The organism is Pseudomonas sp. RIT778, assembly GCF_019718735.1.
Lineage (GTDB): Bacteria > Pseudomonadota > Gammaproteobacteria > Pseudomonadales > Pseudomonadaceae > Aquipseudomonas > Aquipseudomonas aphyarum.
This window is the reverse complement of the sequence record NZ_JAIHBA010000001.1, coordinates 129,363-155,131: the sequence shown is the minus strand read 5'-3', so window position 1 is coordinate 155,131 and position 25,769 is coordinate 129,363. Positions and strand designations below refer to the sequence as shown.

Below are 25,769 nucleotides of genomic sequence, written 5' to 3'. Positions count from 1 at the left end.
AAAGGCGTTGCGCCGCTACGACATAGCGATCACTCGCCTTGGCGTGAAAAAGGAGTAGAGCGGCATGGCAGATACCAAGTATGCGCCGATGCTCGCCGGCGAGAATGGAAGCATGGCGTTGGGCAACGTCAGCCTGACGGGTGGATCGATAGCACCCGAAAGCCTCGGCACACCGCTGGTGGATTTGAGCCTGGCACTGGCCATGGCCAGTGCCGATATCCGTTTGCTGACCCAGGAACAGGTCAAGCTTCGAGAAGTGCTGGCCGCCCAACAGTCGTTATTCAAGGCTGGCACTGCAGCACCTGCGACGAGCGAGCCGAAGTCCAAACTCAAGGCAGAGGTAGAGCAACGTTCACCGCTCAAGTTCATGCAGGCCTCAATGGCCAACCAAATGGCACTGCTTGAACTCAATCAGATCGTGAAGCTGGACAAGGATCAACTTCGGGCGCTGTCACAAGACACCCAGAAGATGACCAGTGACAAGCAGGTCGCTCCGAGCGGGGCGACTGCTGTGGATCTGCTGAAGGTTCAACTGGCAGCGGCCAGGTCCGGTGTTGGCGAAGGTCTTGAAGGCAAGGCGAAAGCCGACGCTCTGACCGGATTTGCTCGCGACGCCGCCATCAACGCCTCGGCATTCGGTGTTGATGTAAAAACGGCTAGCGAAATGATGCTGGCGTGGCAGTCGGCGATGAAACTTGATCGCACGCAAAGCCAGCGGTTGGCCGATGCGACCAACTTTCTGGGACACAGCGGGCTGGATGCCAAAGCCGCCGACATCGGCTCTGTCGTGCAGAGCTCAGGCGAGAAAGCAATCGCCACAGGGCTCAAGCCGGAAGAGGTCGCCGCATTGGCGGCCGCGTTTCTCAACAGTGGCGTGGACAAGGCCAATGCCGGCGCCGCGTTGAATTCGTTCACATCGGTACTGACCAAGGGTGAGGCTGCGACACAAGAGCAGCGCGCTGCCTGGGCACAGTTGGGCGTTGAAGGCCTGACACCAGAGACCGTGGCCAGCGGAATGCGCACGGACGCCCCGGCGACTATCAATCAGTTATTGGAAGCGCTCAAGGGCAAATCAGACGAGAAAGAGCGGGCGTCACTGACGAAGGCTCTCTTCGGTAACGATGATGCGATCGTTAAATTGCTGAACAAGCCTGAGGACGTGCAGAAGGCGTTTTCTCTGGTTCCTGGCCAGGACCCGAAGTCGGAATCGAAACCAGGGTACGTCGGTTCTGTGGCCAAAACGGCCACGGAGCTGGGTGAGACTTCACAAGGGCGATGGAATGCGCTCGACGGGACTGTGACCCGATTGACCACGGCTCTGGGTGGCTCACTGACCAATCTGTTTGATGGTGTGGTGGTCGGTCTGGACGTTGTAGCCGGTGGAATAAGCAGCTTTGCCGAAGAGCAACCAAAGGCCACGGCAGCCCTGCTCGCACTGGTTGGGGTGATCGCTGTTTCCCGGGGGGCGCAAATCAAGGTTGCGATGGCTTCGGCCATGCGTAATGCAGCAACGAAGCTTCTGGTGACGGCGGGGGCGGGTCCCATCATCGATGTGGTGGATCGTGCAGCCGGCGTTGGACCCGACGGCAAACCTGTTGCTGCTGGATCTACTGATAACGCCTCTGCCAATTCGCCTGAGCAAAAGACGAAAAAGTCGAAGAAGGGAGGGAAGGCAAAGTCCGGTGCGAAGGCGGATGTGAAGTTGGCTGCGAATGTGGATGCGTCGCCTCAGACATGGGGCAGTCGCTTTAAAGACGCGAACAGCGCAGCCAAAGGATTTACCAAGTCCAATGCGCTTTTGACGCTGGTCACCGCGGCTCCCGACGTGCTCAAAGGCATACAGGATGGCGACAACAAAGCGGTCGGCGGAGCAATCGGCTCGGCGGGCGGAAGCCTGGCGGGCGGCTATGCCGGCGCCGTGGCGGGCGCGATGATCGGCAGCTTCGTTCCCATTATCGGCACCGCGATCGGTGGCTTGGTGGGCGGCATCATCGGCAGCACCGCGGGCAGCGTAGGTGGTTCGTGGCTAGGCGAAAAACTTGCCCCCGAATCAGAAAAGGACAAGCTCGCTCCGCCAGCTGAAATCGCCAAGGACCTGTCCGCGGCGCAAATGCAAACACCAACGCCGACTCCGCTATTCACCTACGCCCCTTCAGTTCATGTCAGCGGCAGCGAACTGGTTAGTTCCGAGAAAGTCGGCACGATGCTTTCGCAGGTACTGGAGTCGCACTTCAATTCTCAATTTGTCCCGGGTGTGGCTACCAATGCCCTCGCCACTCGCCGTGATGCAGCCCTGACCGATGGAGTCGCCTGATGAAACAACAAATGGCATTGGGCAGTTTCATCTTCGGCCTGTCCCGGGATTTTGCGTACAGCACGCTGTCGCGAAAATCCGAGGGTGGCTGGACCGAGTTGCAGATCCTCAACAGCAAACCCAGATCCCATCAGACAGGACAGAAGCCTGAAACCCTGACCATCTCCGGCACCTCGATGTACGCCGTGGGGATGGAGCGGCTCGATGAGCTGCGTGCGCTGCAAGCGCTGCGAGTCCCGCTGCCGTTGATTGACGGCATCGGTCGCAACTGGGGTTTGTGGCGGATCAACAGCATCGACGAAAACCAGAGCGAGGTCATCGATGACGGCACCGCGATGGTGATCAAGTGGGTCATCGGATTGGCGGAGTTCAACAATGCGTAAGGTACGAAGCGTGGCCGGTGATTCGGTGAATCTTTTGCTGTACCGCGAAACCGGTCGCAGCGATGACAGCGCCGAGGAAGCCCTCTGGACACTCAACCCGACCCTGGCCGAGCACGGCCCGATCCTGCCGGCAGGTGTCTGGGTGACGCTGCCGGAGCTCGACAGCAGACCGGCCGCAATCAAACCGGTTCTGGCCTGGGATTAAGGAGGCTGCATGGCACAGGGATTTACGCCGGCGATCGAAATCTACGGCGCCCACAAGGACCTGCTGAACCAGCGCCTGATCAGTTGGGAACACATCGATGCCGCCGGCATGGAGTCCGATCAACTGACGCTGGTGCTCGACCTGGAAGGCCTTGAAGGCTTGCCGAGCCTGGGCGGAACCATCGGCCTGCAGGTGGGGTATCTGGAGACCGGGCTGGTCGAAAAGGGCCAGTTCAAGATCACTCGACTGACACCGACGCTGTTCCCGCTGCGTCTGACGCTGGTAGCGACCGCCGCGCCTTTCAGCGGCAAGGACGAAACCGGATTCAAGGAACGGCGCACGGCCAGTCATGGCCCCACGACGCTTGGCGGGCTGTTTCGCAAACTGGTTGAGCCGCACGGTTTCTCGCCACGGGTGGATCCCGAACTGGCGCTGATCAGGATTGCTCATGTCGACCAGTCGAACGAAACCGACATGGGCTTCATCACGCGCCTGGCGAAAAAGTACGACGCGGTGGCCAAGCCGTTCAACGACCTCTACGTACTGGCGAAACCGGCGCAGCTCAAAAACCTGTCGGGCCAGGTGATACCCAACGTCATGCTGTCGGTGACCCACAACAATCGGCCGGGCGATCACGCCTTCATCAGCGCCACGCTGGAAGAGACCGCCCGCACCCAGAATCAGGGTTGCAAAGTCTGCTGTTGGGACGCCAATGCCGGCAAACAAGTGGAAGTGAAAACCGGCTCGGCGCCCTACAAGGTCATTCGTCAGAAACAGGCCAGTGTGGAAGAAGCCAAGGCCATCGGCGAAGCCGAAGTGCGCAAGATGCTGCGCGAGAAATACACGCTGAAAGTCACCTGCCCGGGTGATCCGCTACTGGTTGCCGAAGGCCTGCTGGTGCTCGATGACACCTGGCCCGACTTCATGCGCGGTCGCTGGTCGATCGAGAAGGTCACTGCCAGCGGCAAGCCCGAAGAAAGCTATCGCTGCCTGATCGAAGCCAACGGCCGGGATCCCGAAGCAAAAGCCAAGGACTGATCCCCCGGTCTCACCGCCACACGCATCACTGTGGCCACTCACACATCCTGGAACGCTCCCCATGAAGATCTCCCCGATCCTCACGCAGCTGCGTGCGCAATGCCCAAGCCTTGCCGGCCATATCGCGACAGGTGTCGACCTGGCGCTGCTGCAAGGCGACCCGAATCTGCCGATGCCCTCGGCCCATGTTTTACCGCTGGCCGACGTGGCCAGCGTCAGCACTGCACAGAACTCCCCCAGCCAACCGATCCGCGACCGCTTCGAAATCATCCTGGCACTGAATGCCACGGACGCCACAAAAGCGCTGGATCTGTTGCACGACCTGCGCGCCGAACTGTGGCGCGCGCTGGTGGGTTTCAAACCCGCGAACGACTACAGCGCCATCGTTTATGACGGCGGCGAAACGGTCTCGATCAACAGCAGCCGCGCGTTCTACCGGCTGCGCTTTTTTGCCGAGTTCCAGCTCGGCCGCAATCTGCCAAGTCAGCCTGCGGAGAGTTGGCACGAACGCGAACTGGACGGTTTGTCGTCCTTTACCGGGGCCACCGTGCGGGTCGATGCGATCGACCCGGCCGACCCCAACCTGAAACGCCCGGGCCCTGACGGGCGCGTGGAAATGACTTTCTCTGGAGACGTAACCCCATGAGCAACCGCATCACCGTAGTGCCGGCCGCCGGCCGTGCCGTGCCGGACCCGGAAGCAGGCGACCTGCTGCCACTGGAAGGCCGTGAAGTGCTGGACAGCGCCTGGTGGCGCCGGCGTCTGGCCGACGGCGATATCACCCTCAAAACCGCAACAGCTAAACAAAAGGGAGCCAAATAATGGCGATCGGATTCAGCAACATCCCTGCGGACATTCGTGTACCGCTGTTCTATGCCGAAATGGACAACTCGGCCGCCAATAGCGCGTCCTCGTCCATGCGCCGCCTGATCGTGGCGCAGGTCAACGACAACATCGCTCCGACTGAAGTCGGCAAACTGGTGCTGGTCTCCAGCGTGGCGCTGGCCAAGAGCATTGGCGGCCAGGGTTCGATGCTCGCTTCGATGTACGAGACCTTCCGCAAGGCCGACCCGATCGGTGAGATCTGGTGCCTGCCGCTGCACAACGCCACCGGCGCCATCGCCAAAGGCGTGCTGACCCTGACCGGCACCGCGACTCAGGCGGGCGTGCTCAACCTGTATGTCGGCGGCGTCCGCGTCCAGGCCACCGTGGTCAACGGTGCCACCGCTGCCCAGGCGGCTACCGCCCTGGCACAGAAAATCAACGCCACCGCCGATCTGCCGGTGAGCGCAGCCGCCGCCGAAGGCGTCGTCACTCTGAACGCCAAATGGACCGGCGAGAGCGGCAACGACATCAGCCTGCAATTCAATCGCCTGGGCAAGAGCAATGGCGAAGAAACCCCGGCCGGCCTGACCACCGCCATCACCGCCATGACCGGCGGCGTCGGTGTGCCTGACCAGGTTGAAGCGGTTGCCGCACTGGGCGACGAGCCGTTCGAATTCATCGCGCTGCCATGGTCCGACCTGGCCACCCTCAACACCTGGCAAGCGGTGATGGATGACAGCACCGGTCGCTGGTCGTGGGCCAAGCAACTGTTCGGTCACGTCTACAGCGCCAAGCGCGGCACCGTCGGCACGCTGGTGGCAGCCGGTCAGGCTCGCAACGACCAGCACATGACCATTCAGGCGCTGGAGCCGGGCGTTCCGCAACCGGTGTGGGTACAAGCCGCCGCACTGGCTGCGCGCACTTCGGTGTTCATCTCGGCCGACGCCAGCCGTCCGACCCAGAGCGGCAGCCTGCCGGGCGTCGATCCGGCTCCGGCCAGCGAGCGCTTCACCCTGACCGAGCGTCAGTCGCTGCTCAACTACGGCATCGCCACCGCGTACTACGAAGGCGGCTACGTGCGCATCCAGCGCTCGATCACCACCTACCAGAAGAACGCTTACGGCCAGGCTGACAACTCGTACCTGGACAGCGAAACCATGCACCAGTCGGCGTTCATCGTGCGTCGCCTGCAAAGCGTGATCACCAGCAAATACGGTCGCCACAAACTGGCTTCCGACGGCACCCGTTTCGGCGCCGGCCAGCCGATCGTCACCCCGGCGACCATTCGCGGCGAGCTGATCGCCCAGTACGCCAAGCTTGAACTCGAAGGCCACGTGGAAAACGCCGAGCTGTTCGCCGAGCACCTGATCGTCGAGCGCGACGTGCAGGACCCGAGCCGCGTGAACGTGCTGTTCCCGCCGGATTACATCAACGGTCTGCGCGTGTTCGCACTGCTCAACCAGTTCCGTCTGCAGTACGACGACGTCGCCTGATCGGCCCGTTTGACACTGTGATTTCAGCCCACCTTGCGTGGGCTTTTTATTTGAAGGGAGTAACACCATGGGTCAACTGATTGCAGGCACCTGCTACGTCAAGGTCGACGGTGCACAACTGACTATCAATGGCGGCTGCGAAGCCCCGCTGATGGCCGTCAAACGCGAAACCGTCGTGCCGGGTTTCTACAAGGAAACCGACATCGCGCCATCGTTCAAGGTGACCGCGCTGCACACCGCCGACTTCCCGCTGAAGAAGCTGATCGAAGGCACCGACATCACCGTCACCTGCGAATTCAGCAACGGCAAAGTCTACGTACTGGCCGGTGCCTACCTGGTCGAAGAACCCGTCTCCAAAGGCGATGACGCCACCATCGAACTGAAATTCGAAGGCATCAAGGGGACCTGGCAATGAGCGGCGCCGTGAAGCTTCAGGTTGCGATCGAAGCTCACGGCGAGCCCCTGACCGAACTCGTCCTGCGCCGTCCGACGGTGCAGGAGGTACGAGCGATCAAGGCGCTGCCGTACAAGATCGACAAGAGCGAAGAGGTCAGCCTCGACATGGACGTGGCGGCCAAATACATCGCCGTGTGCGCCGGCATTCCGCCGTCGTCGGTCAACCAGCTGGATCTGGCTGACCTCAACGCGCTGAGCTGGGCCGTTGCGAGTTTTTTCATGAGTGCGGCGTCGGAGCCATCACCGACCTGATTTCGGTCGCCTATGACCTGGCCTGGTTCTGGAAGGTTGACCCCGAACAGATGATGGCCAGGCCACTGGATGTGCTTCGCGAATCGCTGGAGCACGCGCAACGGATCAATGCGATGCAGCAGGTGCAGTGATGGCTAATACACAATTGAGCCTGATCCCGCAGAACTTCCCCGTCACGGTCAACATGCTCGTGGTGCTCAAGGGCGCCGAGAAAATGGAGGCCGAGATGAAGGGGCTGCGCGGCAAGGTCGCAGCATTCAAGAAAAGCATGGAAGACAGCGGCCTCGAGCCGCTGGACGTCGCCGGATTCATCTCCGAAGGTGGGCTGCTCAAGCCGTTCCAGGACGGCATCAAAAAGGCCATCGAAGCGCAGGATGCACTGGCGAAAAAAGCAAGGGCGAACAAGGGGCTGAAAGTCCCCAAGGTTGTCCACGGCGAAACCTCGGCCAACCTCGAGAAATTCAACGAGGCGCTGGACAAGATTTCGCTGAATATCGGTCAGGCGCTATTGCCGGCCGTCAACGGTATCGTCACGGCGCTGACGCCGGTGATCACCTCGATCGGCCAGTTCGTCGCGAACAACCCGTATCTCGTCGAAGGACTGGCAGCTGCGGCCGTGGCGTTCACGGTAGTGACGGTCGGTGCGATGGGGCTGGTTGCGGTGCTGGGGATCCTGACGTCACCGATCGGCCTGATCGCTGCGGCCATTGCTGCAGCGGTGGCAGTCATCGTGATTGGCGCGCGGCTGATTACCGACAACTGGGGATCGATCAGCGGATTCTTCAGCGAGACCTGGCAATCGCTCAGCGCTTCGACCCGTCGCGGTATCGACAAGGTTCAAAAAGGCTGGGACGAAATGGCATCGGGCGCGAAGCTGAAATTCGACTCGATGCAAGCCTCGGCCAAACAGAAGTGGGAAGAAATGAAGGCTGACGCCGTTGCCGGTGCCAGTCGTCTTGCAGAGGGCGCGACCGCGCGCCTGAATGCGTTCGGGGCGATGATGGGCGAGCTGTGGGATTCGGCTGGCGCTGTCGTAAAGGATTACTGGAACGACGCCGTCGCCGGTAGCGTCGCCGGCCTGGAAGCACTGAAGGCCAATCTGTACACCTCGCCCAAGGCGAAACTGGCCGAGGTCTGGGGTGCGACGGCAACGGTATTCGGTGAGTTCTGGGACAGCGCGGCAGCAAAAGCCGCGACCGGCATGGAAGCGCTGAAGGCCAATCTGTACACCTCGCCGAAGGCGAAACTGGCCGAGGTCTGGGGTGCGACGGCAACGGTATTCGGTGAGTTCTGGGACAGCGCGGCAGCAAAAGCCGCGACCGGCATGGAAGCGCTGAAGGCCAATCTGTACACCTCGCCGAAGGCGAAACTGGCCGAAGTCTGGGATTCCACGCAAACGGTGTTCAGCGAGTTCTGGAACCGTGCAGCTACCAGCGCGACCACCGGTTGGGCCACGCTCAAGGCAACGTTCGACGGCTCGCTGGCCGACAGACTTTCCGGCGTGTGGGGTTCAGCTCTGGGGATGTTCTCCGGTGTGCTGGACAACATGAGAGCAACGGCTTCAGCCGGTTGGGAACAACTGAAGTCAACGTTCTCCTGGTCGCCGTTCAGCCTGATTCAAAGTAACTGGCAACCGCTGGGCGAGGTGTTTTCTGCGCTCTGGGATGTGCTGCGGGCGAGTGCGCTGACGCTGAAAAGCGAGTTCCAGAACCTGTTCAACTTCTCGCCGATGGAATCGGCGATCGCGCAGTGGGACGGTTTGAAAGGCTACTTTTCCGGTTTGTGGGCATCGTTGACCACAGAGGCACTATCGGTCGCGAACGCCTTCGGCACGCTGTTCAGCCAATCGCCGATGGAGTCGATCAAGCAAGCCTGGGAGCCGATTCTCGGCTGGTTCAGCGAACTGTGGGCAAAACTGCAGAGTGTCGTCGCACCCATCCGGGAATTGCTCAATGGCAATTTTTCCGGCGTTGTGGCGACGATTACCGGACAGTCTCCGGCGGCTGCTTCCGCCTCGTCGGCAATGACCAGTTCTTTGCCGCAATCCTCCAGCGCCCTGATCCAGCAAAGCGCCGCCAACAACCGCACACAACTCGAAGGCGGCCTGACGGTCCGCTTCGAAAATGCGCCGGCGGGGCTGCGCACCGATCAACCGCAAACCAATCAACCGGGGCTGGCGCTCAGTTCGCGCATCGGCTATCGCTCGCTCTCCATGGGAGGTTCCAATGAACTGGCGTGACCGTTTGTTGCCGGCATCCTTTCGCGGTGTCGGCTTCTGGATTGACCAGGCGAAAACCCCGGTCGGTCGCAAGGGGCAGTTGCACGAATACCCGCAACGCGACCTGCCGTTTTTCGAGGACCTCGGCCAGCAGGCCAAGACCCACGACCTGACGGCGTTTATCATCGGTGCCGATTGCCTGGAGCAGCGCGACAAGCTGCTCCAGGCCCTGGAGCAGGGCAGCGGCGAACTGGTGCATCCGTGGCTGGGGCGCTTGCAGGTCAAGGTCGGCGAATGCGACATGACCCATACCCGCCAGGACGGCGGGATGGTGACCTTCAGTCTGAAGTTCTACCCGGACCGACCGCTGCCGTTTCCGACGGCAACGGTCAGCACGCAAAAAGTCCTGCTGATCAAGGCCGAAGGTTTGCTCGGTTCGGCGGTGGCGCGCTTCGAACAGGCGATGACCCTGATCAAGGCGGCGCGGATCGGCATCGCCAATCTGCGCAACAGCCTCACCGGCGTGTACGACGTGATCAAGGAGCAGCTCAAGCCGCTGATCGCGCAGTACAAGCAGATCACCGAGCTGGTCAGGGCCGTGAAGGAGCTGCCCAAGGAAGTGGCGGCGGAGTTCAAGGGGTTGCTCGGCGATATCAAGGAGCTGAAGGCATTCGCGAAGGAGGGCTACCGTGGCGTGATTGCCGACGTGTCCCAACAACTCGAAGCCATCCGCAAGGCCGACGCGCCGAAAATCACCACCGGCAAGGACACCAATGCCGCCGCGCAAGCGATGGCCAACCTGGTACAGGACACCCTGATCGTCAAAGCGGCGCAATGGGTGGCCTCGATGCCGGTGGCGTCGACGCCGGTGAAACTGACTTCGACACCTTCGCTGGACCAGCAATCGAAGCAGCCGGTCACGCGCCAGGAAGTGCCGGTCACCGACGATCTGCAAACGCTGCAAAAAGAGTTGAACGAAGCGCTGCAAAAGGCCCAGGACAAGGCCGACCCCGCGCACTATCAAGCCATCGCCGATGTGAAGGAGGCGCTGATCGCGCACCTCAAGGCCGTGGCTTCGTCCGGTGTGCGACTGGTCAGCAAAACTTTCCAGGAAAGCTTTCCTGCCGTGGTTGTGGCCTACAAGCAGTTTGGCGACGCCACCCGGGTTACCGAGGTTATTCAACGCAACGGTCTGTCTCATCCGGGGTACTCGCCCAACGATGTGAAAGTCTCGGGGGAGTGAGCCATGAACGAGACTGACAACCGCGTCACGCTGACCGTCAACAACATGGAATACGGTGGCTGGAAAAGCGTGCAGATCACCGCGGACCTGGAGCGCCAGTTCCGCACCTTCAAACTCGACATCACCTGGCAATGGCCGGGGCAGACCGTGGATCAGCGGATCAAGGCCGGCGACCCGTGCGAAGTACGGATCGGCAAGGATCTGGTGCTCACCGGTTATGTGTTCAAGGCCCCGATCAGCTATGACGGGCGGCAGATCAGCCTGAGCATCGAAGGCAGTTCCAAGACCCAGGATCTGGTCGATTGTGCGGCGCGAAACATCCCCGGCCAATGGCAGGAGCAGCCGCTGTTGAACATAGTCCAGGCCCTGGCCGGGGAATACACGCAGTTTGTGGTCAACGAGATTCCCGAGACCGCACGCCTGAGCAAACACACCATCGTTCCGGGTGAAACGGTGTTTCAGTCGATCGACCGTCTGCTCTCGCTGTACCGGGTGTTTTCCACCGATGACGCCGAGGGTCGGCTGGTGCTGGCCAAACCGGGCAGCGGTGGTCGCGCCAGCGATGCGCTGGAGCTGGGCAAGAACATTCTGTCGGCCAATGCGCCGATGGATCACAGCCAGGTGTTCTCCGAATACCGGGTGATCGGCCAGCAAAAGGGCAACGACAAGAAGAGCGGGGCGGCGGTCAGCGAGGTTGAATCCAGCGCGACCGACCTGAGCTTCAAGCGTCGTCGCACCACGATCATCAATGAAGGCTCGCAACTGACGTTCGAACTGGCCCAGCAACGGGCCCAGTGGGAAAGCGCCACGCGCATGGGCCGTGCGCTGACCACCACTTATCAGGTGCAGGGCTGGCGCCAGTCCAACGGCGATCTGTGGCGCCACAACACGCTGGTGAAGGTCAAGGATCCGGTACTCGGCTTCGATGGCGACATGCTGATCTCCAAGGTGACGTACTCGCTGTCGGCGCAAGGCTCGGTGACCACGCTGCAAGTGGCGCCGCCGCATACCTTCGACGCCAATCCGACCCCGCCGAAAAAAGCCTGAGCCGGCACCTCCCTCCAAGGAAACCCTATGAGCCTACTGACACGCCTGCTGGCGCGCGGCACTGTCGTGCTCGCCAATTCGGCATCCAAGCTGCAATCGTTGCAAATGCGCCTCACCGCCGGTGAAGTGAACGACGACATGGAGCACTTCGAACCCTACGGTTTCACCAGCCACCCGCTGGCCGGTGCCGAAGGTGTCGTCACGTTTCTCGGCGGCGACCGTTCCCACGCCATCGCCCTGGTGGTCGCCGACCGCCGTTACCGCCTGCAATCGCTGGCGGCCGGCGAGGTGGCGATCTACACCGACGAAGGCGACAAAATTCACTTCAAGCGTGGACGGATCATCGACATCGAAACCGCCACGTTGAACATCCGCGCCAGCACCGCCGTGAACTTCGAGACGCCGGTGATCAACCAGACCGGCAAGATCGTTTCCAAAGGCGATCAGGTGGCCGGCGGCATCAGCCAGATCAAGCATGTGCATGTTGGCGTGCAGGCGGGCAGTGGCCAGACCGGCGCGCCGGCGGGAGGTCAGTGATGCTTTTCAGTCAGAACCTCCACGCCGCACTGACCCGTTCGGTGCTGATCAGCCTGTTTACCTGGCGCCGCGCCGCCGACGACGATGCCCTCGACGACGAGGAGCGTTTCGGCTGGTGGGGCGATACCTTTCCCACCGTGGCCGACGATCGTATCGGCTCGCGGCTGTGGCTGCTGCGCCGCGTCAAGCTGACCCGCCAGACCCAGATGGACGCCGAGTTCTATGCCCGCGAAGCCTTGCAGTGGCTGATCGACGACGGCCATTGCAGCGCCATCGACATCATCAGCGAACGCCTCGACGCCCAGCGCCTGAACCTGCGCACGGTCCTGACCCTGGCCGACGGCGAACGCCTGGACATCAACCCCGATAACAGTTGGCAGGTGATCTATGCCGTTTGAAACCCCTTCGCTGCCGGTGCTGATCAAGCGCACCCAAAGCGACCTGGCCGGCGATTCGCTGCGCCAGTCCGATGCGCAAGTCCTGGCCCGCACACTCGGCGGCGCCGCTTATGGCCTGTACGGCTACCTCGACTGGATTGCCGAGCAGATCCTGCCCGACACCGCCGACGAGTCGACCCTGGAACGCATCGCCGCGCTGCGCCTGAACCAGCCGCGCAAACCGGCGCAGGTCGCCACCGGCAACGTCAGCTTCAACGCGACGGCGGGCGCGGTGCTGGACGCTGATACGTTGCTGCAGGCGAGTGATGGCCGCACCTTCAAAGTCACTGCCGCGCGCACCACCGTCAATGGCGTCAACAGCACCAGCATCGCCGCGCTGGATGCCGGCAGTCTGGGTAACGCCGAGGCCGGGCTGGCGTTGACGCCGGTGCAGCCGATCGCCGGTGTGGTCGGCAACAGTTTTGTGGTGCTGGCGCCCGGACTGAACGGTGGCGTGGCACGTGAAAGCCTGGAGTCGTTGCGCTCGCGGGTGATCCGTTCCTATCGCGTGATCCCCCACGGCGGTTCCGCCAGCGACTATGAAACCTGGGCGCTGGAAGTGCCGGGTGTGACCCGCGCGTGGTGCCGTGGCGGCTTCCTCGGGCCGGGCACCGTCGGCGTGTACATCATGCGCGACGACGATCCGCAACCGGTGCCGAATGCCGATCAACTGGCCGAAGTGCAGGCCTACATTGAGCCGCTGCGCCCGGTGACCGCCGAAGTGCATGTACGTCCGCCGGTGCAGAAACCGGTGACCTATCAACTGAAGCTGACCCCCGACACCACCGCCGTGCGCGCCGCCGTCGAAACCCAGTTGCGCGATCTGCATAACCGTGAAGCCGACCTGGGCGAGGATCTGTTGATCAGCCATATCCGCGAAGCGATCAGCAGCGCGGCGGGTGAAACCGATCATGTGCTTTCGGCCCCGGTGGCGAACGTGGCCGCGGGTGACAGCGAACTGCTCACCTTCGGGGGTTGCGTATGGCTGCCATAAGAACCGCCGCGCAATACCAGGCGCAATTGCGTGCCTTGCTGCCGAGCGGCCCGGCATGGGATCCGGAGCGCGTGCCGGAGCTTGAGGAGGTGCTGGAAGGCGTCGCCGTCGAGCTCGCCCGCCTCGACGCCCGCGCCGCCGATCTGCTCAACGAGATGGACCCGGCCGGCGTCAGCGAACTGGTGCCGGACTGGGAACAGGTGATGAACCTGCCCGACCCGTGCCTCGGCGCCACGCCGCTGTTCGACGACCGTCGCCTCGCCGTGCGCCGCCGCTTGCTGGCGGTCGGCAGCCAGGCCGTCGGCTACTACCTGGAAATCGCCAAAAGCCAGGGTTACCCCAACGCCACCATCACTGAACTCGAAGCTCCGCGCATGGGCCGTTCGCGTTTCGGTGCGGCGCATTGGGGCACCTGGGAAGCGCAGTTCATGTGGACACTCAACACCGGCGGCCGGCTGCTGCTCGGCCGGCGTTATGGCGCGAGTTACTGGGGCGAGCGCTTTGGCGTGAATCCGGGCTCGGCGCTGGAATGCCTGATCCACCGGGCGGCACCGGCGCATACCAAGGTGCACATCAACTATGACTAGGGAGTAACGCAATGGATTATCCGAAGAGTGTGCCCAGCGCCGGTCTGGTGAATGGGAAATTTGTCGATGAGAACCCGATCAACGGGACACCAGGGTCATTGATTCCTGCTGCGTGGGGTAACGGCGTTACGGAAGAAATCGTCAATGTGATCAAGGCGGCTGCCATCGTGCCCGACGAACAGGATCACAGTCAGCTTCAGCAAGCGATCGCGAAAAGTATCAGCGATAAATTGCCTGTTCAGGCCGCAGAAACCAATGCAGGTGTGATGAAGGTCGCCACGCAGGATCAGGTCGCCGCCGGTGTGGATGACTCGGTGGCTGTTACCCCGAAAAAACTGAAGCTGGGTTTCAGTCTGGTCAATGGCACGTGGGGTGGTTACTTCGCGTTTCCGTTCTGGATGGGCGGCCTGGTCATTCAGTGGGGCTACGTCAACAGCGCAGCGACTGATGTCACCACCACTCTGCCGGTCAGCTTCAACTCTGCCTTTTATGGTCTGACGGTCTCTAACGGATACACCCCGACTTCCGGCTCCATTGGTTATCTCGCGGCGTCACCCAAAGGTCTTTCAGCCATTACGTCCAGAGGCTCCAGCGCTTTTCTGGGTGCCCAATTCATCGCCATCGGCAGATAGGTCTCGCTATGAAAATTTACTGGAGTCCTTCGACTCAAGGCTTTTTCGATTCTCGGGTCAACACGGCCATTCCCAAGGACGCCGTGGAAATATCGCCCGCGCATCGCGACGAGCTGATGGACGGCTGCAGGCGCAATCAAGTGATCGTCTGTCGGGCGAACGGCTTTCCGATTCTGGCCGATGCAGCTCCCATGACGCCGGAAGACTTAGCCAATGCCGAGCGCCATTGGCGCGATGCGCAATTGGTCAAAACAGACCCATTGATCACACGCCATCGCGACGAGTTGGAGACGATGGAAAAGACCACGCTGTCGGCTGAGAACTACACAACGTTGCAGCAGTACCGGCGCGATTTGCGCGATTGGCCTTCTTCCACGCAATTCCCTGCCATTGCCAATCGGCCCGACTGGTCGGTGATCGGCGACACAACGGTGAAGAAAACCCGAGCCAGAAAGACGGTCCGGCAATGATGCGCACGGCGTAAGAGAACAGGAGTCAAGAGAATGGATTATCCAAAGAGCGTCCCCAGCGTCGGCCTGGTCGATGGCCGGTTCGTCGATGAAAATCCTGTGGCGGGAACGCCGGGTTCATTGATTCCGGCGGTGTGGGGCAACAGCGTTACACAAGAAATACTCAACGTGATCAGCGGCGCCGGGCTGACAGCCGCCGAGGCCGATACCGGTCAGCTGCTCAAAGCCATTCAATCGATTGTCGGCAATGCCAGCCCGATGCGCTCGGTAGTAACGCGGCTGACTGCATCCAAGGCACTGACCGACCCGGAGCTGGGCCTGGTGCTGATCGATGGCGGATCCAGTGCCGTGACGGTGACGTTGCCACCGGCAAACGCGGCGCTGGGTGTGCGCGATGTGATTGTTCGTCGCATGGATAACAGCGGCAACCGCCTGATCGTTCAGGCGTCGGGTTCCGACCGTATTCGTTTCCACACTCACCTGTCACCCAGCGGCTATCCGTTTCTGGTGTTGATGGGCGGCGGCGACTGGTGGCATTTGCGCAGTGATGCTTCGGGTAGCTGGTGGCCGGTCGGTCGGTTTGACAACACTCCGCTTGGCCGGCCGTTTTTCGAGACCACCACCTTGCTCAGTCCCGGTGGTTACGGTGCGCTCAATGGTACGGTCATGAAACGTGCCGAGTGGCCCTGGCTGTGGGACCACGCCCAGCTTTCGGGAATGTTGGGCACTGAAGCGGCGCGTGCGGGCAACGAAGGTAAATGGACGTCGGGTGACGGCGCGTCAACCTTCCGTGGCCCTGAAGGGCGAGGCGAGTTTCTGCGGGTTCTGGACGAGGGCAGGGGCGTGGACACCGGCCGTGCCATGGGGGCCTTTCAGGCCGGATCGATTCACTCGTATGCCATGGGCTCCAATGGTGCCGGTGCGGTGGGCGCGTGGTGGTCGGACAGCCTGACCGGCTTCGGTGCCGAGTCTCGTGAAGAGCCGCAATACGTGTCCGGACTGGTCAACGGCGGCCCTGTCTTCCCTGCCAATACAACCTACCAACGAGATGCTGCCAACACTTTGCTGCTGGCGTTCAAGTCCCGCCCTCGCAACATTGCCTATCCCGGCCGTATCAAGCTCATCTGAGGTGCCTATGTTCAATTATCTGTTTGACGGCGCGGGCGTTTTGTCCGGGCCTGTCGAGTTTTTCGTGACCCCAGGCATCGGTATTCAACTGCCCGGCAACGCGGTGGAGTTGTCGTTCGAATTACCCGCGCCTGAAGCCGGTCGTACCTGGGCCCTGATCAACGGTGTACCGCGAGAAGTGATTGACCGGCGCGGTCCGGTTTTTCGCAAGGACGGCGGCGGGCAGCAGATCTGGAGTGAGTTGGGGGAGCTGCCCGAAACCTTGACAACGCAGCCCTGGCCCGGGGAATTCCATGTGTGGCGCGACAACGCATGGCAACTGGATGAGCAAGCCCGTTTGCACAGCGTCAGCCAACAGGTTCTGGAAAAGCGCGACACGCTGCTTCGCGACGCCGTCCTGCGCATTGCTCCGCTGCAATACGCCGAAGACATCGGCGACGCCAGCCACGAAGAGCAACTGCAATTGCTTGAATGGAAGCTCTACAGCGTCGAGCTGAACCGTATAGAAAAGCAGGCCGGTTTCCCCGGCGAAGTCACTTGGCCGGCAGTCCCCGGCGCAGGCGTAACCAACTGATTGCAGCACAGGGAACCGTGCAATGGATTATCCAAACAGTATTCCCGGCGTCGGCCTGGTCAATGGCGGTTTTGTCGATGAAAACCCGGTTGCCGGCACGCCCGGATCGTTGATCCCCGCCGCCTGGGGCAACAGTGTCACGCAAGAAATTCTCAACGCCATCAAGGCCGCCGGACTGACGCCGGACGAGAGCAAAACCAATCAGTTGGCAACGGCCATTGGCGCCCTTGTCGACTTCACCAAACTGAAGAACAACCCGACCACGCTGGCGGGCTACGGCATCACCGATGCAGTGGGAAGGTTGCTGGCGGTCCGGCAGATCGAGACGGTCGGCATCACGGTTTACCGCCCCAACCCCAATGCGAAAAGGATTCGTGTCCGGCTGGTCGGCGCGGGAGGTTCAGGGGGGGGATGTGCACCTGTCGAGGTGAGCACTCTGCGAATTGGCGGAGGCGGTGGCGCCGGTGCCTATGCGGAAGGTCTGTACGAAGTGACAACGGACATGCTCGCCGGCGTGCCGGTCACGCTGGGCGCCGGTGGCGCCTCCCGCACGGTGGCTGGCTTGGCGGGGGGCGGCGCTTCGTTCGGTTCTTTGATGAGTGCTGCCGGTGGCGCTGGCGGATCGGTTCTGGCTGTCGCCGTGGGACCCACGGCGAACGGCTTCGTCCAGGGCGGCCCCGGTGGTCAGGTGGTCACGGGCGGCAATCTGACCAACGCCCGCGGCATGAGCGGTGGGTTCGCGATGTTCAACAACAATTGGGGCGTGCTTTCCGGCACCGGGGGGGCCAGCCCGTTTGATGGCGGTGCGTCGTCCACCGGTGTCAACGGCAATGGCTATGCGGGGGTTCGAGGTTCCGGAGGTGGAGGTACCTGCTCCAACAACACGTCTGTGTCGTTTCTGAGCGGTGCCGGCGGCAACGCTTTCTGTGAAATCTGGGAGTACGCCTAATGGTCATGTATGCACGTATTGAAAACGGTGTTGCGATCGAAGTGATCGACACCGGTGACTACGCGATCGACCAACTCTTCGCGCCTGCTTTTGTCGCTGCGATGGTGCAGGTGCCCGAAGGTGTGAGCGTCGAAATCGGCGTGCCGATGCCCGAGGCGGCTCGCGCTATCGAGCCTTCGCGCGAACCGCAAAGTCCTGTCATCGCTCAACCCCCAATGGTCGAGGACAAGGAGCCTCTGGCGGCAGAGCGAATCTGGCGCCAGTCCGCAATCGCAGCCACTGAATGGCAGGTCACCCGCCATCGCGACGAGCAGGAACTGGGACGCGGAACAACGCTCAAGGCCCAGCACTATCTGGAGCTGCTTGAGTACCGCCAGGCGTTGCGCGACTGGCCTGGTGCCGGCGCATTTCCGTCATCCGTTTCACGGCCATCAGCGCCGCAGTGGTTGGTCGGCCAGATTGGCTGAGGCCCTCACGCAATCCATGTATTCAGATAAGGAGATAAATCTTGGACTACCCCAATAGTGTTCCCAGCGCAGGTCTGGTGAGCGGCAAGTTTGTCGATGAAGACCCGGTCACCGGCAAGCCGGGATCCTTGATCCCGGCCAGCTGGGGCAACGGCATCACTCAGGAGCTGCTGACGGTCATCCAGGCCGCTGGCCTCACGCCGTCCGAGACTCGAACCGATCAAGTATTGACGGCATTGCGCAGCAACAAGCTGTTTGCGACCCCACCGCAGTTCGACAACAGTCAGACGGTCGCCACTACCGCATTCGTGACCCGTAGCGGACTGCAGTATTCGGGGTTTGCTTCGTATGCAGCAGGTGTTGCGCTAACCGCGGCCAACGTCGGTGGAGTCGCCAGCTTTTCCAGTGCGACAGCGATTTCCACGACGTTGCCGGCCACGAGCAACATTGCCCACGGCAGCACCCTTCAGGTGATCAATGCCGGCACCGGCGTTTTGACCATCGCAACGGTCGGCAGCGATGTTATCAAGGCCTCCAATGGCGCTGGCGGGCCGATCGTCCTCGGGCTTGGCGATTGCGCCGAGTTCATCAAGCTCGACAACCAATGGCGGTTGATTGGCGGAACAATGAGTAACCGGTACTCGTCGCTGTTGAGCGGATCCAGCGGCAATAGCGGTTATCAGCGGCATGCGACCGGCAACATCGATCAGTGGGGCATGGCTGTTTCGGATGCAAACGGCGAAATCAGAGTTGTCTTCCCTATTTCCTTCCCCAACGCGTTCAGCTCGATCGTGGCGATTCATTCGGGGGGAGATGGTGCCATGGTCATTCTCACGGGCACTCCGGCTCCGAGCAAACAGGGATGCACTCTGAAAATCCGCAGTTACACCGGTGATGTCTCGCCTAACTGGACTGTCCTCTATCACGCAAAGGGCTATTGAATGAATCCGTTCAACGTTCTGTTCAGCGCCAGCACCCGGGGCGTTTATGTACCGGGTATCAATTCGTCGGACATTCCCGATGACGTCATCGAAATTCCCCAGGCGTACTGGGAATCGCTGCTGCAACAACTGACGGTGTCTGCAAAAGTGATCGGCGTGCGTGCGGACAACGGTTATCCGGTATTGGTCGATCCACCGCCTCCCTCTGCCGAAGTAGCGGCTGACGTAGAACGCCGCTGGCGCACGGCGCAATTGGCCGCGACCGACGGCCTGGTGGCCCGTGACCGCGATGAGCTGGAGGACGGCGGCGGCACCACCCTGACTACCGAGCAATACGCCGAACTGCAAACGTTCCGGCGGGCGTTGCGGGACTGGCCGCAGGCGTCGTTTTTCCCGTTCAGCGAGCATCGCCCGGTAGCGCCGCGCTGGTTGGCCTCGGCACTCTAATGGATCAAGGAAACTGAAATGGATTACCCGAAAAGCGTTCCCGGCATCGGGCTGGTGAACGGCAAGTTCGTCAATGAAGACGTTGTCGGTGGTTTGCCGGGGTCGCTGATTCCTGCGACCTGGGGCAACGGTGTCACCGATGAGCTGTTGAATGTCGTCAAGTCTGCGGGCCTTGAACCGAGCGAAAGCGATGCGACGCAGTTGTTGCAGGCGCTCAGGAAAATAAGCCAGGCCGGTGAGGACAAGCATGCAGCGGATATCGGCGCTGCCAATCTCTACATGGCCAACTACGTGCCCGCCATCACGACGTTGAAGGACGGTCTGGCGCTGCGTTTCACCGCAGGTAATGCCAATACAGGGGCGAGCACATTTGCGCCGAATGGTCTTCTGCCCAAACCGCTTTTGAGTCTGGCACAGAGTGCGTTGCGACCTGCCGAAATTGTCGGTGGCAGCGTGTGCTCGGTGGTGTTCAGCGCAGCACTGGACAGTTGGTTGCTGGTGTATGCCAGCGGTGGCAATGCCACCACTGGCCGATTGTTGGGTGTGCGCACCTTTACCGCGTCTGGCGTCTACGTGCCCAGCGTCGGGATGAAAAATGTGTGGGTCAAGGTCATCGGTGGCGGTGGCGGCAGTGCAGGGATTCCGGCGACCGGTTCCAATCAGATTTCCATGGCGGGTGGTGGTGCTTCGGGTGGTTACGCTGAAGCGTGGCTTGCATCCGCAGCGATTGGCAGCAGTCAGACGGTCACGGTAGGTAGCGGCGGAGCCGGTGGAGCTGTCGCGGAGGGAGGCGGGGGTGGCGGAACCAGCTCCTTCGGTTCGTTGGTTTCTGCTACCGGTGGCGGTGGATCGCCAGGGTTCTCGGCGTTGTCTCTGCCCTCGTTCGGCTTGAATACGGGCGGCTATCCAAGTCTCGCGCCTTCGGGCGGCAATATAGTCAATATGGCGGGAGCCGCAGGCAGTCCGGGCATTTGCGTCAATTTATCGGTGCTTGCAGGGCATGGTGGCAATTCACCATTGGGCAGTGGAGGGTATGGCAGCAGCGCGGCCTCTGCTCTGGCAGCACCGGGCTCCGGATACGGTTCCGGAGGGGGTGGTATCGCTAACGCGAACAACCAGGCAGCCCGCCCCGGTGGTGCTGGCGCGCGAGGCGTCGTGATCATTTACGAGTACGCCTGATGAAAACCTACGCACGCGTTGTTGAAAACACGGTGGTCGAGTTGTTTTCGACCGATGGAAACATGGTCGAGATGTTTCACCCGGATCTGCTCTGGGTCGACATCTCCGACGTAGCGCCCGCGCCACAAATCGACTGGTCGGCAAACTTCGGCACCCTTGGCTGGGTGTTTTCGTCGCCGGAAGAAAGTGCCCCGGAAGGAACCCTGAAAACCCTGGCAAAGAAATGGCTGACCGGTCTTGGCCGTCAGTCGTGATTCAATCGGGACATCCAGGGAGGACCGAGCATTATGCAAATTACTGAAGACAACCTACTCAACATCATGCCCAACGCCCGCCGCCAAGCGGGCGTTTTTGTTTCTGCACTCAACGATGCCATGGCTCGCCATCGCATCGACACACCTAAACGCGTGGCTGCGTTTCTCGCCCAGATCGGACACGAGTCGGGGCAATTGCAGTACGTGCGTGAACTGGGCAACAACCAATACCTGAGCAAGTACGACACCGGTACGCTGTCCTTGCGATTGGGCAACACGCCCGAGGCCGATGGCGACGGGCAGAAGTATCGCGGGCGCGGGCTGATCCAGATTACCGGCCGCGCCAACTATCGCCAGTGCAGCCTCGGGCTGTTCGGTGACGAGCGCTTGCTGGCGCTGCCGGAACTGCTGGAACAACCGCAATGGGCGGCCGAGTCCGCCGCATGGTTCTGGGCGCAGAACGGCCTGAACGCGCTGGCGGATCAGGATCAGTTCAACAGCATTACCCGGCGGATCAACGGCGGGTTGAACGGCTTGCAGGATCGCCTGGAACTTTGGGGGCGGGCGAGGGCGTTGCTATGCCTGCCTTCGGTCTGAGCGTCTGGCGGCTGATCGGCCTGATGCTGCTGGCCGCAGGTTCGGCAGCGCTGGCGTGGCAGTTTCAGGACTGGCGCTACGGCCGCCAACTGGCCGAACAGGCGCGGTTGCACGCCGAAACCCTTAATCAACTGACTCTGACGGCCGCCACCGCGCAACAGGCCGAACAGGACAAGCGTCTGGCCCTGGAGCAACGGCTCGCGGTCAGCGAACAAACCCATTACCGAGCACTGAACGATGCCCAACGTGATCAGGATCGCCTGCGCGATCGTCTTGCCACTGCTGATCTGCGCCTGTCAGTCCTCATCGACGCAGGCGACACTGCCCAAGGTTGCGGTGTGCCAGCCACCTCCAGCGCCGGCGGCGTGGATCATGCAGCCGTACGCGCCCGACTTGACCCGGCGCATGCTCGACGAATTGTCGCCATCACCGGCGAAGGCGACCGTGGACTGATCGCCTTGCAGGCTTGTCAGGCCTATATCAGAGCGCTGGCGCCTGCACATTTTGAATAAGCTTGTGTATTGAAAGCGCAACCGGCTCGTGTACGGTGGTACCCATTCCATCCGATCCGGAGCGCGCCGTGAAAGAAATCACCCAACTGGCGGCCGAACTTGGCCGACGTCTGCAATTGCTCAATGCCCACGTCACTACGGCCGAGTCCTGTACCGGTGGTGGGATTGCCGAAGCCATCACCCGCATTCCTGGGAGTTCGGCGTGGTTCGAAGCGGGTTACGTGACCTACTCCAATCGCCAGAAAACCCAGCAACTGAATGTACCGACGGAGCTGTTCGGCACCGTGGGTGCGGTCAGTCGCGAAGTGGTCGAGGCCATGGTGCGCGGCGCCCAGGAGAAAAGCCTGGCGCGGTTTGCCGTGGCGGTCAGTGGCGTGGCCGGGCCGGACGGTGGTTCGCCGAACAAACCGGTGGGCACCGTATGGCTGGCGTGGGGCGTGGGCGACCAGATTTCCAGTGAGGTCCAGCACTTCGCCGGTAACCGCGACGACGTCCGCCGACAAACGGTGAAGGCCGCGCTAGAGGGCTTGCTGCGACTAGCGGCACGAGAAATCGAAAATCAGGGGTAGGCGATCCGTGAACGCTGTGGAATAATACTGGCTACTTATACAGGTGTTGGCCGTCAGGCCTTATTGATTACGTGAGGACTTTAATGGACGACAACAAGAAGAAAGCCTTGGCTGCGGCCCTGGGTCAGATCGAACGTCAATTCGGCAAGGGTGCCGTAATGCGTATGGGCGATCAGGACCGTCAGGCGATCCCGGCCATTTCCACCGGCTCTCTGGGTCTGGACATCGCACTCGGCATCGGCGGCCTGCCAAAAGGCCGTATCGTTGAAATCTACGGTCCTGAATCTTCCGGTAAAACCACACTGACGCTGTCCGTGATCGCCCAGGCTCAAAAAGCCGGTGCGACCTGCGCCTTCGTCGACGCCGAACACGCCCTCGACCCTGAGTACGCCGGCAAACTGGGCGTCAACGTCGACGACCTGCTGGTTTCCCAGCCGGACACCGGCGAACAGGCCCTGGAAATCACCGACATGCTGGTGCGCTCCAACGCCGTTGACGTGATCATCGTCGACTCCGTGGCCGCTCTGGTGCCAAAGGCTGAAATCGAAGGCGAAATGGGTGACATGCACGTGGGCCTGCAAGCCCGTCTGATGTCCCAGGCGCTGCGTAAAATCACCGGTAACATCAAGAACGCCAACTGCCTGGTGATCTTCATCAACCAGATCCGCATGAAGATCGGCGTGATGTTCGGCAGCCCGGAAACCACCACCGGTGGTAACGCGCTGAAGTTCTACGCCTCGGTTCGTCTCGACATCCGCCGTACCGGCGCGGTGAAGGAAGGCGACGAAGTGGTCGGCAGCGAAACCCGCGTCAAGGTTGTGAAGAACAAGGTCGCTTCGCCGTTCCGTCAGGCCGAGTTCCAGATTCTTTACGGCAAGGGCATCTACCTGAACGGCGAGATGATCGACCTGGGCGTACTGCACGGTTTCGTCGAGAAGTCCGGCGCCTGGTATGCCTACGAAGGCACCAAGATCGGTCAGGGCAAGGCCAACTCGGCCAAGTTCCTGGCGGACAACCCGGAAGTCGCGGCCAAGCTCGAGAAGCAACTGCGTGACAAACTGCTGTCGCCAGCCGTGATCGCCGACTCCAAGGCTTCTGCGGTCAAAGAGACCGAAGACGACCTGGCTGACGCTGACATCTGATTGCACCGATGACAACCGCCGTACTCGATACCCTCGTCGCGGTGCGGCGAACCGCCATGGACCTGCTCGCACGCCGCGAGCATGGTCGAGTCGAGCTGACGCGCAAACTGCGTCAGCGTGGCGCTCCCCCCGAGATGATCGAAACAGCCCTCGACCGTTTGACGGAAGAAGGGCTGCTTTCCGAAGCCCGTTATCTTGAAAGCTTTGTTTCCTATCGCGCCCGTTCCGGTTACGGCCCACTGCGGATTCGCGAAGAACTGAGCCAGCGCGGGTTGCAACGCGCCGATATCGAACTCGCCTTGCGCGAGAGCGGTATCAACTGGCAGGAGCAGCTAACGGACACGTGGCGACGGAAGTTTTCCGGACAGCTTCCCGGCGATGCCAAGGAACGCGCCAGACAAGGTCGATTCCTGGCGTACCGGGGATTTTCGATGGAGATGATCAACCGCTTGTTCAGCGGCAGAGGGATGGACGATTAAATCGCTCCAGCTTCAGCTCAGCTTCATCTGAAAAATAAAAACGGCCCGCTATTTCGATAGCGGGCCGTTTTTTTTTGCCTTCACGTTACCTTCGACGGTTCGCGGGTGCGTTGCGCGGTTTGGGGTTTTGACTGGGCCCAGTTTTCCGGCAGGTTGATGTAGTCCACCAGCTCCCGCAGACGCCCGTGATCCCGGGCATTGAAGGCGAATGCCAGGCGCGTGAGATGACTGAATTGAGCCTCGTCGTGTTCTTCGCCGGCGTAGGCGTGTTGATGGAACTGGTCGCTCAGGCACAGATCGGCAAAGGCTTCCTGCATATGGTCCAGGGCCTGGTCGCTCAATTTGTGGTTCATGCGAATGACAAACTGGCGCTTGAGCCAGCGGCTGGAGTGGAAGTTGCCGTAGAACTGGTTGATCTGCTCCACCGCCTCTTCAACGTTGTAGACCAGGCGCATCAGCTTCAGGTCGGTTGGCAGGATGTAGCGGTTTTCCTCCAGTTGCTGGCGGATGAAGTCCAGCGCGCCTTGCCAGAACGTCCCGCCCGGTGCGTCCAGCAGAACCACCGGCACCAGAGGGCTTTTGCCGGTCTGGATCAATGTCAGCACTTCGAGTGCTTCGTCCAGCGTGCCAAACCCGCCAGGGCACAGCACCAGCGCATCGGCTTCCTTGACGAAGAACAGCTTGCGGGTGAAGAAGAAATGGAACGGCAGCAGGTTGTTGGTGCCGTCCACGGTGGGATTGGCATGTTGTTCGAAGGGCAGGGTGATGTTGAAGCCCAGGCTGTGATCGCGACCGGCCCCTTCATGAGCCGCGGCCATGATTCCGCCGCCGGCACCGGTGATGACCATCATGTTCGAGCGGGCCAGCGATGCCCCGAGCTCCCGAGCCATGGCGTAAAGGGGATGTTCGACCGGGGTGCGAGCCGAACCGAACACTGTGACCTTGCGTCGCCCCTTGAACTGTTCAAGCGTGCGAAACGCCTGCTCCAGTTCGCGCAGGGCTTGCAGGGTGATCTTGGCGTTCCAGCGGTTGTGGTCTTCCTGGGCCATGCGCAGCACGGTCAGGATCATGTCGCGGTAGATGGGGGAATTCGGGCTGTTGGGTGATACCAGGTTGAGTTGTTCTTCGACCTTGCTGATGAGGTCGTGGCCGCTTTCCTGAAAATGACGGCTGAGCAGGTCATTCGGTTGGTAAGGCATGCAACTTCTCCTTCTGCACAGAGCTTTCGGCCCTGACGTGCGGCGTCAGTGCCGCGCTGCAAGAAAACAAACGTCCGACAGCTCCTTTCCTGCCGTTAATAAAATGAACGGGAATACGTTGAATCTAGACCCTCAAAGCATTTTTCGCTCATTGAGCATTGAGCCGCAAAGTCTTTCCTGGCAACTGCTTATTGCTGCTTT

Annotated in this window: 32 protein-coding genes; 31 read left to right on the top strand and 1 reads right to left on the bottom strand. The window is 61.3% G+C overall.

Going from position 1 to position 25,769, the window contains the following annotated elements:
• Positions 1-64: 64 nt before the first annotated feature.
• From K5E37_RS00775 to recX, 31 genes are all read left to right on the top strand, one after another.
• Positions 65-2,314 carry a phage tail tape measure protein gene (locus K5E37_RS00775; protein WP_221532901.1) on the top strand — a complete coding sequence of 750 codons (2,250 nt, stop codon included), beginning with the start codon at positions 65-67 and terminating at the stop codon, positions 2,312-2,314.
• Positions 2,314-2,697 (top strand): phage tail protein, encoded by a 384-nt coding sequence (locus K5E37_RS00770; protein WP_221532900.1) that lies wholly within the window; start codon positions 2,314-2,316, stop codon positions 2,695-2,697. The genes K5E37_RS00775 and K5E37_RS00770 overlap by 1 nt, the downstream gene beginning before the upstream one ends.
• Positions 2,690-2,902, top strand: a complete 213-nt coding sequence (locus tag K5E37_RS00765) for a tail protein X (RefSeq protein ID WP_085605268.1) — start codon at positions 2,690-2,692, stop codon at positions 2,900-2,902. Before K5E37_RS00770 ends, K5E37_RS00765 begins: the two co-directional genes overlap by 8 nt.
• A gap of 9 nt (positions 2,903-2,911) precedes the next feature.
• Entirely contained in the window at positions 2,912-3,940 is a 1,029-nt protein-coding gene (locus K5E37_RS00760; protein ID WP_221532899.1) for a phage late control D family protein, read from the top strand.
• 61 nt (positions 3,941-4,001) lie between these two features.
• A complete protein-coding gene (locus K5E37_RS00755; RefSeq protein ID WP_221532898.1) occupies positions 4,002-4,586 on the top strand; it encodes a hypothetical protein in 585 nt (194 codons plus the stop codon).
• Positions 4,583-4,762 (top strand): DUF2635 domain-containing protein, encoded by a 180-nt coding sequence (locus K5E37_RS00750; RefSeq protein ID WP_007954893.1) that lies wholly within the window; start codon positions 4,583-4,585, stop codon positions 4,760-4,762. Before K5E37_RS00755 ends, K5E37_RS00750 begins: the two co-directional genes overlap by 4 nt.
• Positions 4,762-6,258 (top strand): phage tail sheath subtilisin-like domain-containing protein, encoded by a 1,497-nt coding sequence (locus K5E37_RS00745; RefSeq protein WP_007954896.1) that lies wholly within the window; start codon positions 4,762-4,764, stop codon positions 6,256-6,258. Before K5E37_RS00750 ends, K5E37_RS00745 begins: the two co-directional genes overlap by 1 nt.
• A gap of 67 nt (positions 6,259-6,325) precedes the next feature.
• Positions 6,326-6,673, top strand: coding sequence for a phage tail tube protein (locus K5E37_RS00740; RefSeq protein WP_007908779.1), 348 nt, complete (start codon positions 6,326-6,328; stop codon positions 6,671-6,673).
• Positions 6,670-6,966, top strand: coding sequence for a phage tail assembly protein (locus K5E37_RS00735; protein ID WP_003222226.1), 297 nt, complete (start codon positions 6,670-6,672; stop codon positions 6,964-6,966). Before K5E37_RS00740 ends, K5E37_RS00735 begins: the two co-directional genes overlap by 4 nt.
• A 130-nt stretch (positions 6,967-7,096) precedes the next feature.
• On the top strand, positions 7,097-9,205 hold the full coding sequence (locus tag K5E37_RS00730; RefSeq protein ID WP_221532897.1) for a hypothetical protein: 2,109 nt from the start codon (positions 7,097-7,099) through the stop codon (positions 9,203-9,205).
• Positions 9,192-10,427: a DNA circularization protein gene (locus K5E37_RS00725; RefSeq protein WP_221532896.1), complete on the top strand. Its 1,236-nt coding sequence runs from the start codon at positions 9,192-9,194 to the stop codon at positions 10,425-10,427. Before K5E37_RS00730 ends, K5E37_RS00725 begins: the two co-directional genes overlap by 14 nt.
• Before the next feature lie 3 nt (positions 10,428-10,430).
• Entirely contained in the window at positions 10,431-11,474 is a 1,044-nt protein-coding gene (locus K5E37_RS00720; RefSeq protein ID WP_007954902.1) for a phage baseplate assembly protein, read from the top strand.
• 27 nt (positions 11,475-11,501) lie between these two features.
• Complete coding sequence (locus K5E37_RS00715; protein ID WP_011332728.1) at positions 11,502-12,011, top strand: phage baseplate assembly protein V; 510 nt, start codon at positions 11,502-11,504, stop codon at positions 12,009-12,011.
• Complete coding sequence (locus K5E37_RS00710) at positions 12,011-12,409, top strand: phage GP46 family protein (protein WP_169429101.1); 399 nt, start codon at positions 12,011-12,013, stop codon at positions 12,407-12,409. Before K5E37_RS00715 ends, K5E37_RS00710 begins: the two co-directional genes overlap by 1 nt.
• The gene (locus K5E37_RS00705) at positions 12,399-13,442 is read left to right on the top strand and encodes a baseplate J/gp47 family protein (RefSeq protein WP_127797091.1); all 1,044 of its coding nucleotides are present in this window, start codon (positions 12,399-12,401) and stop codon (positions 13,440-13,442) included. The genes K5E37_RS00710 and K5E37_RS00705 overlap by 11 nt, the downstream gene beginning before the upstream one ends.
• Positions 13,430-14,029: a YmfQ family protein gene (locus tag K5E37_RS00700; protein ID WP_039771270.1), complete on the top strand. Its 600-nt coding sequence runs from the start codon at positions 13,430-13,432 to the stop codon at positions 14,027-14,029. The genes K5E37_RS00705 and K5E37_RS00700 overlap by 13 nt, the downstream gene beginning before the upstream one ends.
• Before the next feature lie 11 nt (positions 14,030-14,040).
• Positions 14,041-14,661 (top strand): hypothetical protein, encoded by a 621-nt coding sequence (locus tag K5E37_RS29350; protein ID WP_258712972.1) that lies wholly within the window; start codon positions 14,041-14,043, stop codon positions 14,659-14,661.
• 8 nt (positions 14,662-14,669) lie between these two features.
• Entirely contained in the window at positions 14,670-15,131 is a 462-nt protein-coding gene (locus tag K5E37_RS00690) for a phage tail assembly chaperone (protein ID WP_221532895.1), read from the top strand.
• Between the two features lie 33 nt (positions 15,132-15,164).
• Complete coding sequence (locus tag K5E37_RS00685) at positions 15,165-16,259, top strand: phage tail protein (RefSeq protein ID WP_221532894.1); 1,095 nt, start codon at positions 15,165-15,167, stop codon at positions 16,257-16,259.
• Between the two features lie 7 nt (positions 16,260-16,266).
• A complete protein-coding gene (locus tag K5E37_RS00680; protein ID WP_221532893.1) occupies positions 16,267-16,833 on the top strand; it encodes a tail fiber assembly protein in 567 nt (188 codons plus the stop codon).
• Between the two features lie 22 nt (positions 16,834-16,855).
• The gene (locus K5E37_RS00675; RefSeq protein ID WP_221532892.1) at positions 16,856-17,782 is read left to right on the top strand and encodes a hypothetical protein; all 927 of its coding nucleotides are present in this window, start codon (positions 16,856-16,858) and stop codon (positions 17,780-17,782) included.
• Positions 17,782-18,249, top strand: a complete 468-nt coding sequence (locus K5E37_RS00670; RefSeq protein ID WP_221532891.1) for a phage tail assembly chaperone — start codon at positions 17,782-17,784, stop codon at positions 18,247-18,249. The genes K5E37_RS00675 and K5E37_RS00670 overlap by 1 nt, the downstream gene beginning before the upstream one ends.
• A gap of 41 nt (positions 18,250-18,290) precedes the next feature.
• A complete protein-coding gene (locus K5E37_RS00665; RefSeq protein WP_221532890.1) occupies positions 18,291-19,190 on the top strand; it encodes a phage tail protein in 900 nt (299 codons plus the stop codon).
• Entirely contained in the window at positions 19,191-19,637 is a 447-nt protein-coding gene (locus tag K5E37_RS00660; RefSeq protein ID WP_221532889.1) for a phage tail assembly chaperone, read from the top strand.
• Positions 19,638-19,655: 18 nt separating this feature from the next.
• On the top strand, positions 19,656-20,816 hold the full coding sequence (locus tag K5E37_RS29545; RefSeq protein WP_221532888.1) for a hypothetical protein: 1,161 nt from the start codon (positions 19,656-19,658) through the stop codon (positions 20,814-20,816).
• Positions 20,816-21,070, top strand: coding sequence for a hypothetical protein (locus K5E37_RS00650; protein WP_221532887.1), 255 nt, complete (start codon positions 20,816-20,818; stop codon positions 21,068-21,070). The genes K5E37_RS29545 and K5E37_RS00650 overlap by 1 nt, the downstream gene beginning before the upstream one ends.
• A 33-nt stretch (positions 21,071-21,103) precedes the next feature.
• Entirely contained in the window at positions 21,104-21,667 is a 564-nt protein-coding gene (locus K5E37_RS00645) for a glycoside hydrolase family 19 protein (protein WP_221532886.1), read from the top strand.
• Positions 21,649-22,179, top strand: a complete 531-nt coding sequence (locus K5E37_RS00640) for a lysis system i-spanin subunit Rz (RefSeq protein WP_221532885.1) — start codon at positions 21,649-21,651, stop codon at positions 22,177-22,179. Before K5E37_RS00645 ends, K5E37_RS00640 begins: the two co-directional genes overlap by 19 nt.
• Before the next feature lie 68 nt (positions 22,180-22,247).
• Positions 22,248-22,748 carry a CinA family protein gene (locus K5E37_RS00635; RefSeq protein ID WP_221532884.1) on the top strand — a complete coding sequence of 167 codons (501 nt, stop codon included), beginning with the start codon at positions 22,248-22,250 and terminating at the stop codon, positions 22,746-22,748.
• Between the two features lie 83 nt (positions 22,749-22,831).
• A complete protein-coding gene (gene recA / locus K5E37_RS00630) occupies positions 22,832-23,890 on the top strand; it encodes a recombinase RecA (protein ID WP_003222269.1) in 1,059 nt (352 codons plus the stop codon).
• Between the two features lie 8 nt (positions 23,891-23,898).
• The gene (gene recX, locus K5E37_RS00625; RefSeq protein WP_085605307.1) at positions 23,899-24,369 is read left to right on the top strand and encodes a recombination regulator RecX; all 471 of its coding nucleotides are present in this window, start codon (positions 23,899-23,901) and stop codon (positions 24,367-24,369) included.
• An 80-nt stretch (positions 24,370-24,449) separates the two neighbouring features.
• Here the strand turns inward: recX and K5E37_RS00620 are convergent, their stop codons facing one another.
• A complete protein-coding gene (locus K5E37_RS00620; protein ID WP_115076770.1) occupies positions 24,450-25,568 on the bottom strand; it encodes a TIGR00730 family Rossman fold protein in 1,119 nt (372 codons plus the stop codon).
• Positions 25,569-25,769 lie beyond the last annotated feature (201 nt).

What these genes read in the sequence shown, in the direction of transcription:
- K5E37_RS00660 (WP_221532889.1), top strand. Translation starts at nt 19,191, where the DNA reads ATGAATCCGTTCAACGTTCTGTTCAGCGCCAGCACCCGGGGCGTTTAT.
- K5E37_RS00620 (WP_115076770.1), bottom strand. Translation starts at nt 25,568, where the DNA reads ATGCCTTACCAACCGAATGACCTGCTCAGCCGTCATTTTCAGGAAAGC.
- K5E37_RS00675 (WP_221532892.1), top strand. Translation starts at nt 16,856, where the DNA reads ATGGATTATCCAAACAGTATTCCCGGCGTCGGCCTGGTCAATGGCGGT.
- K5E37_RS00680 (WP_221532893.1), top strand. Translation starts at nt 16,267, where the DNA reads ATGTTCAATTATCTGTTTGACGGCGCGGGCGTTTTGTCCGGGCCTGTC.
- recX (WP_085605307.1), top strand. Translation starts at nt 23,899, where the DNA reads ATGACAACCGCCGTACTCGATACCCTCGTCGCGGTGCGGCGAACCGCC.
- K5E37_RS00725 (WP_221532896.1), top strand. Translation starts at nt 9,192, where the DNA reads ATGAACTGGCGTGACCGTTTGTTGCCGGCATCCTTTCGCGGTGTCGGC.
- K5E37_RS00685 (WP_221532894.1), top strand. Translation starts at nt 15,165, where the DNA reads ATGGATTATCCAAAGAGCGTCCCCAGCGTCGGCCTGGTCGATGGCCGG.
- K5E37_RS00705 (WP_127797091.1), top strand. Translation starts at nt 12,399, where the DNA reads ATGCCGTTTGAAACCCCTTCGCTGCCGGTGCTGATCAAGCGCACCCAA.
- K5E37_RS00775 (WP_221532901.1), top strand. Translation starts at nt 65, where the DNA reads ATGGCAGATACCAAGTATGCGCCGATGCTCGCCGGCGAGAATGGAAGC.
- K5E37_RS00760 (WP_221532899.1), top strand. Translation starts at nt 2,912, where the DNA reads ATGGCACAGGGATTTACGCCGGCGATCGAAATCTACGGCGCCCACAAG.
- K5E37_RS00765 (WP_085605268.1), top strand. Translation starts at nt 2,690, where the DNA reads ATGCGTAAGGTACGAAGCGTGGCCGGTGATTCGGTGAATCTTTTGCTG.
- K5E37_RS00740 (WP_007908779.1), top strand. Translation starts at nt 6,326, where the DNA reads ATGGGTCAACTGATTGCAGGCACCTGCTACGTCAAGGTCGACGGTGCA.
- K5E37_RS00735 (WP_003222226.1), top strand. Translation starts at nt 6,670, where the DNA reads ATGAGCGGCGCCGTGAAGCTTCAGGTTGCGATCGAAGCTCACGGCGAG.
- K5E37_RS00720 (WP_007954902.1), top strand. Translation starts at nt 10,431, where the DNA reads ATGAACGAGACTGACAACCGCGTCACGCTGACCGTCAACAACATGGAA.
- K5E37_RS00690 (WP_221532895.1), top strand. Translation starts at nt 14,670, where the DNA reads ATGAAAATTTACTGGAGTCCTTCGACTCAAGGCTTTTTCGATTCTCGG.
- recA (WP_003222269.1), top strand. Translation starts at nt 22,832, where the DNA reads ATGGACGACAACAAGAAGAAAGCCTTGGCTGCGGCCCTGGGTCAGATC.
- K5E37_RS00640 (WP_221532885.1), top strand. Translation starts at nt 21,649, where the DNA reads ATGCCTGCCTTCGGTCTGAGCGTCTGGCGGCTGATCGGCCTGATGCTG.
- K5E37_RS00770 (WP_221532900.1), top strand. Translation starts at nt 2,314, where the DNA reads ATGAAACAACAAATGGCATTGGGCAGTTTCATCTTCGGCCTGTCCCGG.
- K5E37_RS00730 (WP_221532897.1), top strand. Translation starts at nt 7,097, where the DNA reads ATGGCTAATACACAATTGAGCCTGATCCCGCAGAACTTCCCCGTCACG.
- K5E37_RS00650 (WP_221532887.1), top strand. Translation starts at nt 20,816, where the DNA reads ATGAAAACCTACGCACGCGTTGTTGAAAACACGGTGGTCGAGTTGTTT.
- K5E37_RS29545 (WP_221532888.1), top strand. Translation starts at nt 19,656, where the DNA reads ATGGATTACCCGAAAAGCGTTCCCGGCATCGGGCTGGTGAACGGCAAG.
- K5E37_RS00750 (WP_007954893.1), top strand. Translation starts at nt 4,583, where the DNA reads ATGAGCAACCGCATCACCGTAGTGCCGGCCGCCGGCCGTGCCGTGCCG.
- K5E37_RS00755 (WP_221532898.1), top strand. Translation starts at nt 4,002, where the DNA reads ATGAAGATCTCCCCGATCCTCACGCAGCTGCGTGCGCAATGCCCAAGC.
- K5E37_RS00700 (WP_039771270.1), top strand. Translation starts at nt 13,430, where the DNA reads ATGGCTGCCATAAGAACCGCCGCGCAATACCAGGCGCAATTGCGTGCC.
- K5E37_RS00645 (WP_221532886.1), top strand. Translation starts at nt 21,104, where the DNA reads ATGCAAATTACTGAAGACAACCTACTCAACATCATGCCCAACGCCCGC.
- K5E37_RS00715 (WP_011332728.1), top strand. Translation starts at nt 11,502, where the DNA reads ATGAGCCTACTGACACGCCTGCTGGCGCGCGGCACTGTCGTGCTCGCC.
- K5E37_RS00745 (WP_007954896.1), top strand. Translation starts at nt 4,762, where the DNA reads ATGGCGATCGGATTCAGCAACATCCCTGCGGACATTCGTGTACCGCTG.
- K5E37_RS00710 (WP_169429101.1), top strand. Translation starts at nt 12,011, where the DNA reads ATGCTTTTCAGTCAGAACCTCCACGCCGCACTGACCCGTTCGGTGCTG.
- K5E37_RS00670 (WP_221532891.1), top strand. Translation starts at nt 17,782, where the DNA reads ATGGTCATGTATGCACGTATTGAAAACGGTGTTGCGATCGAAGTGATC.
- K5E37_RS29350 (WP_258712972.1), top strand. Translation starts at nt 14,041, where the DNA reads ATGGATTATCCGAAGAGTGTGCCCAGCGCCGGTCTGGTGAATGGGAAA.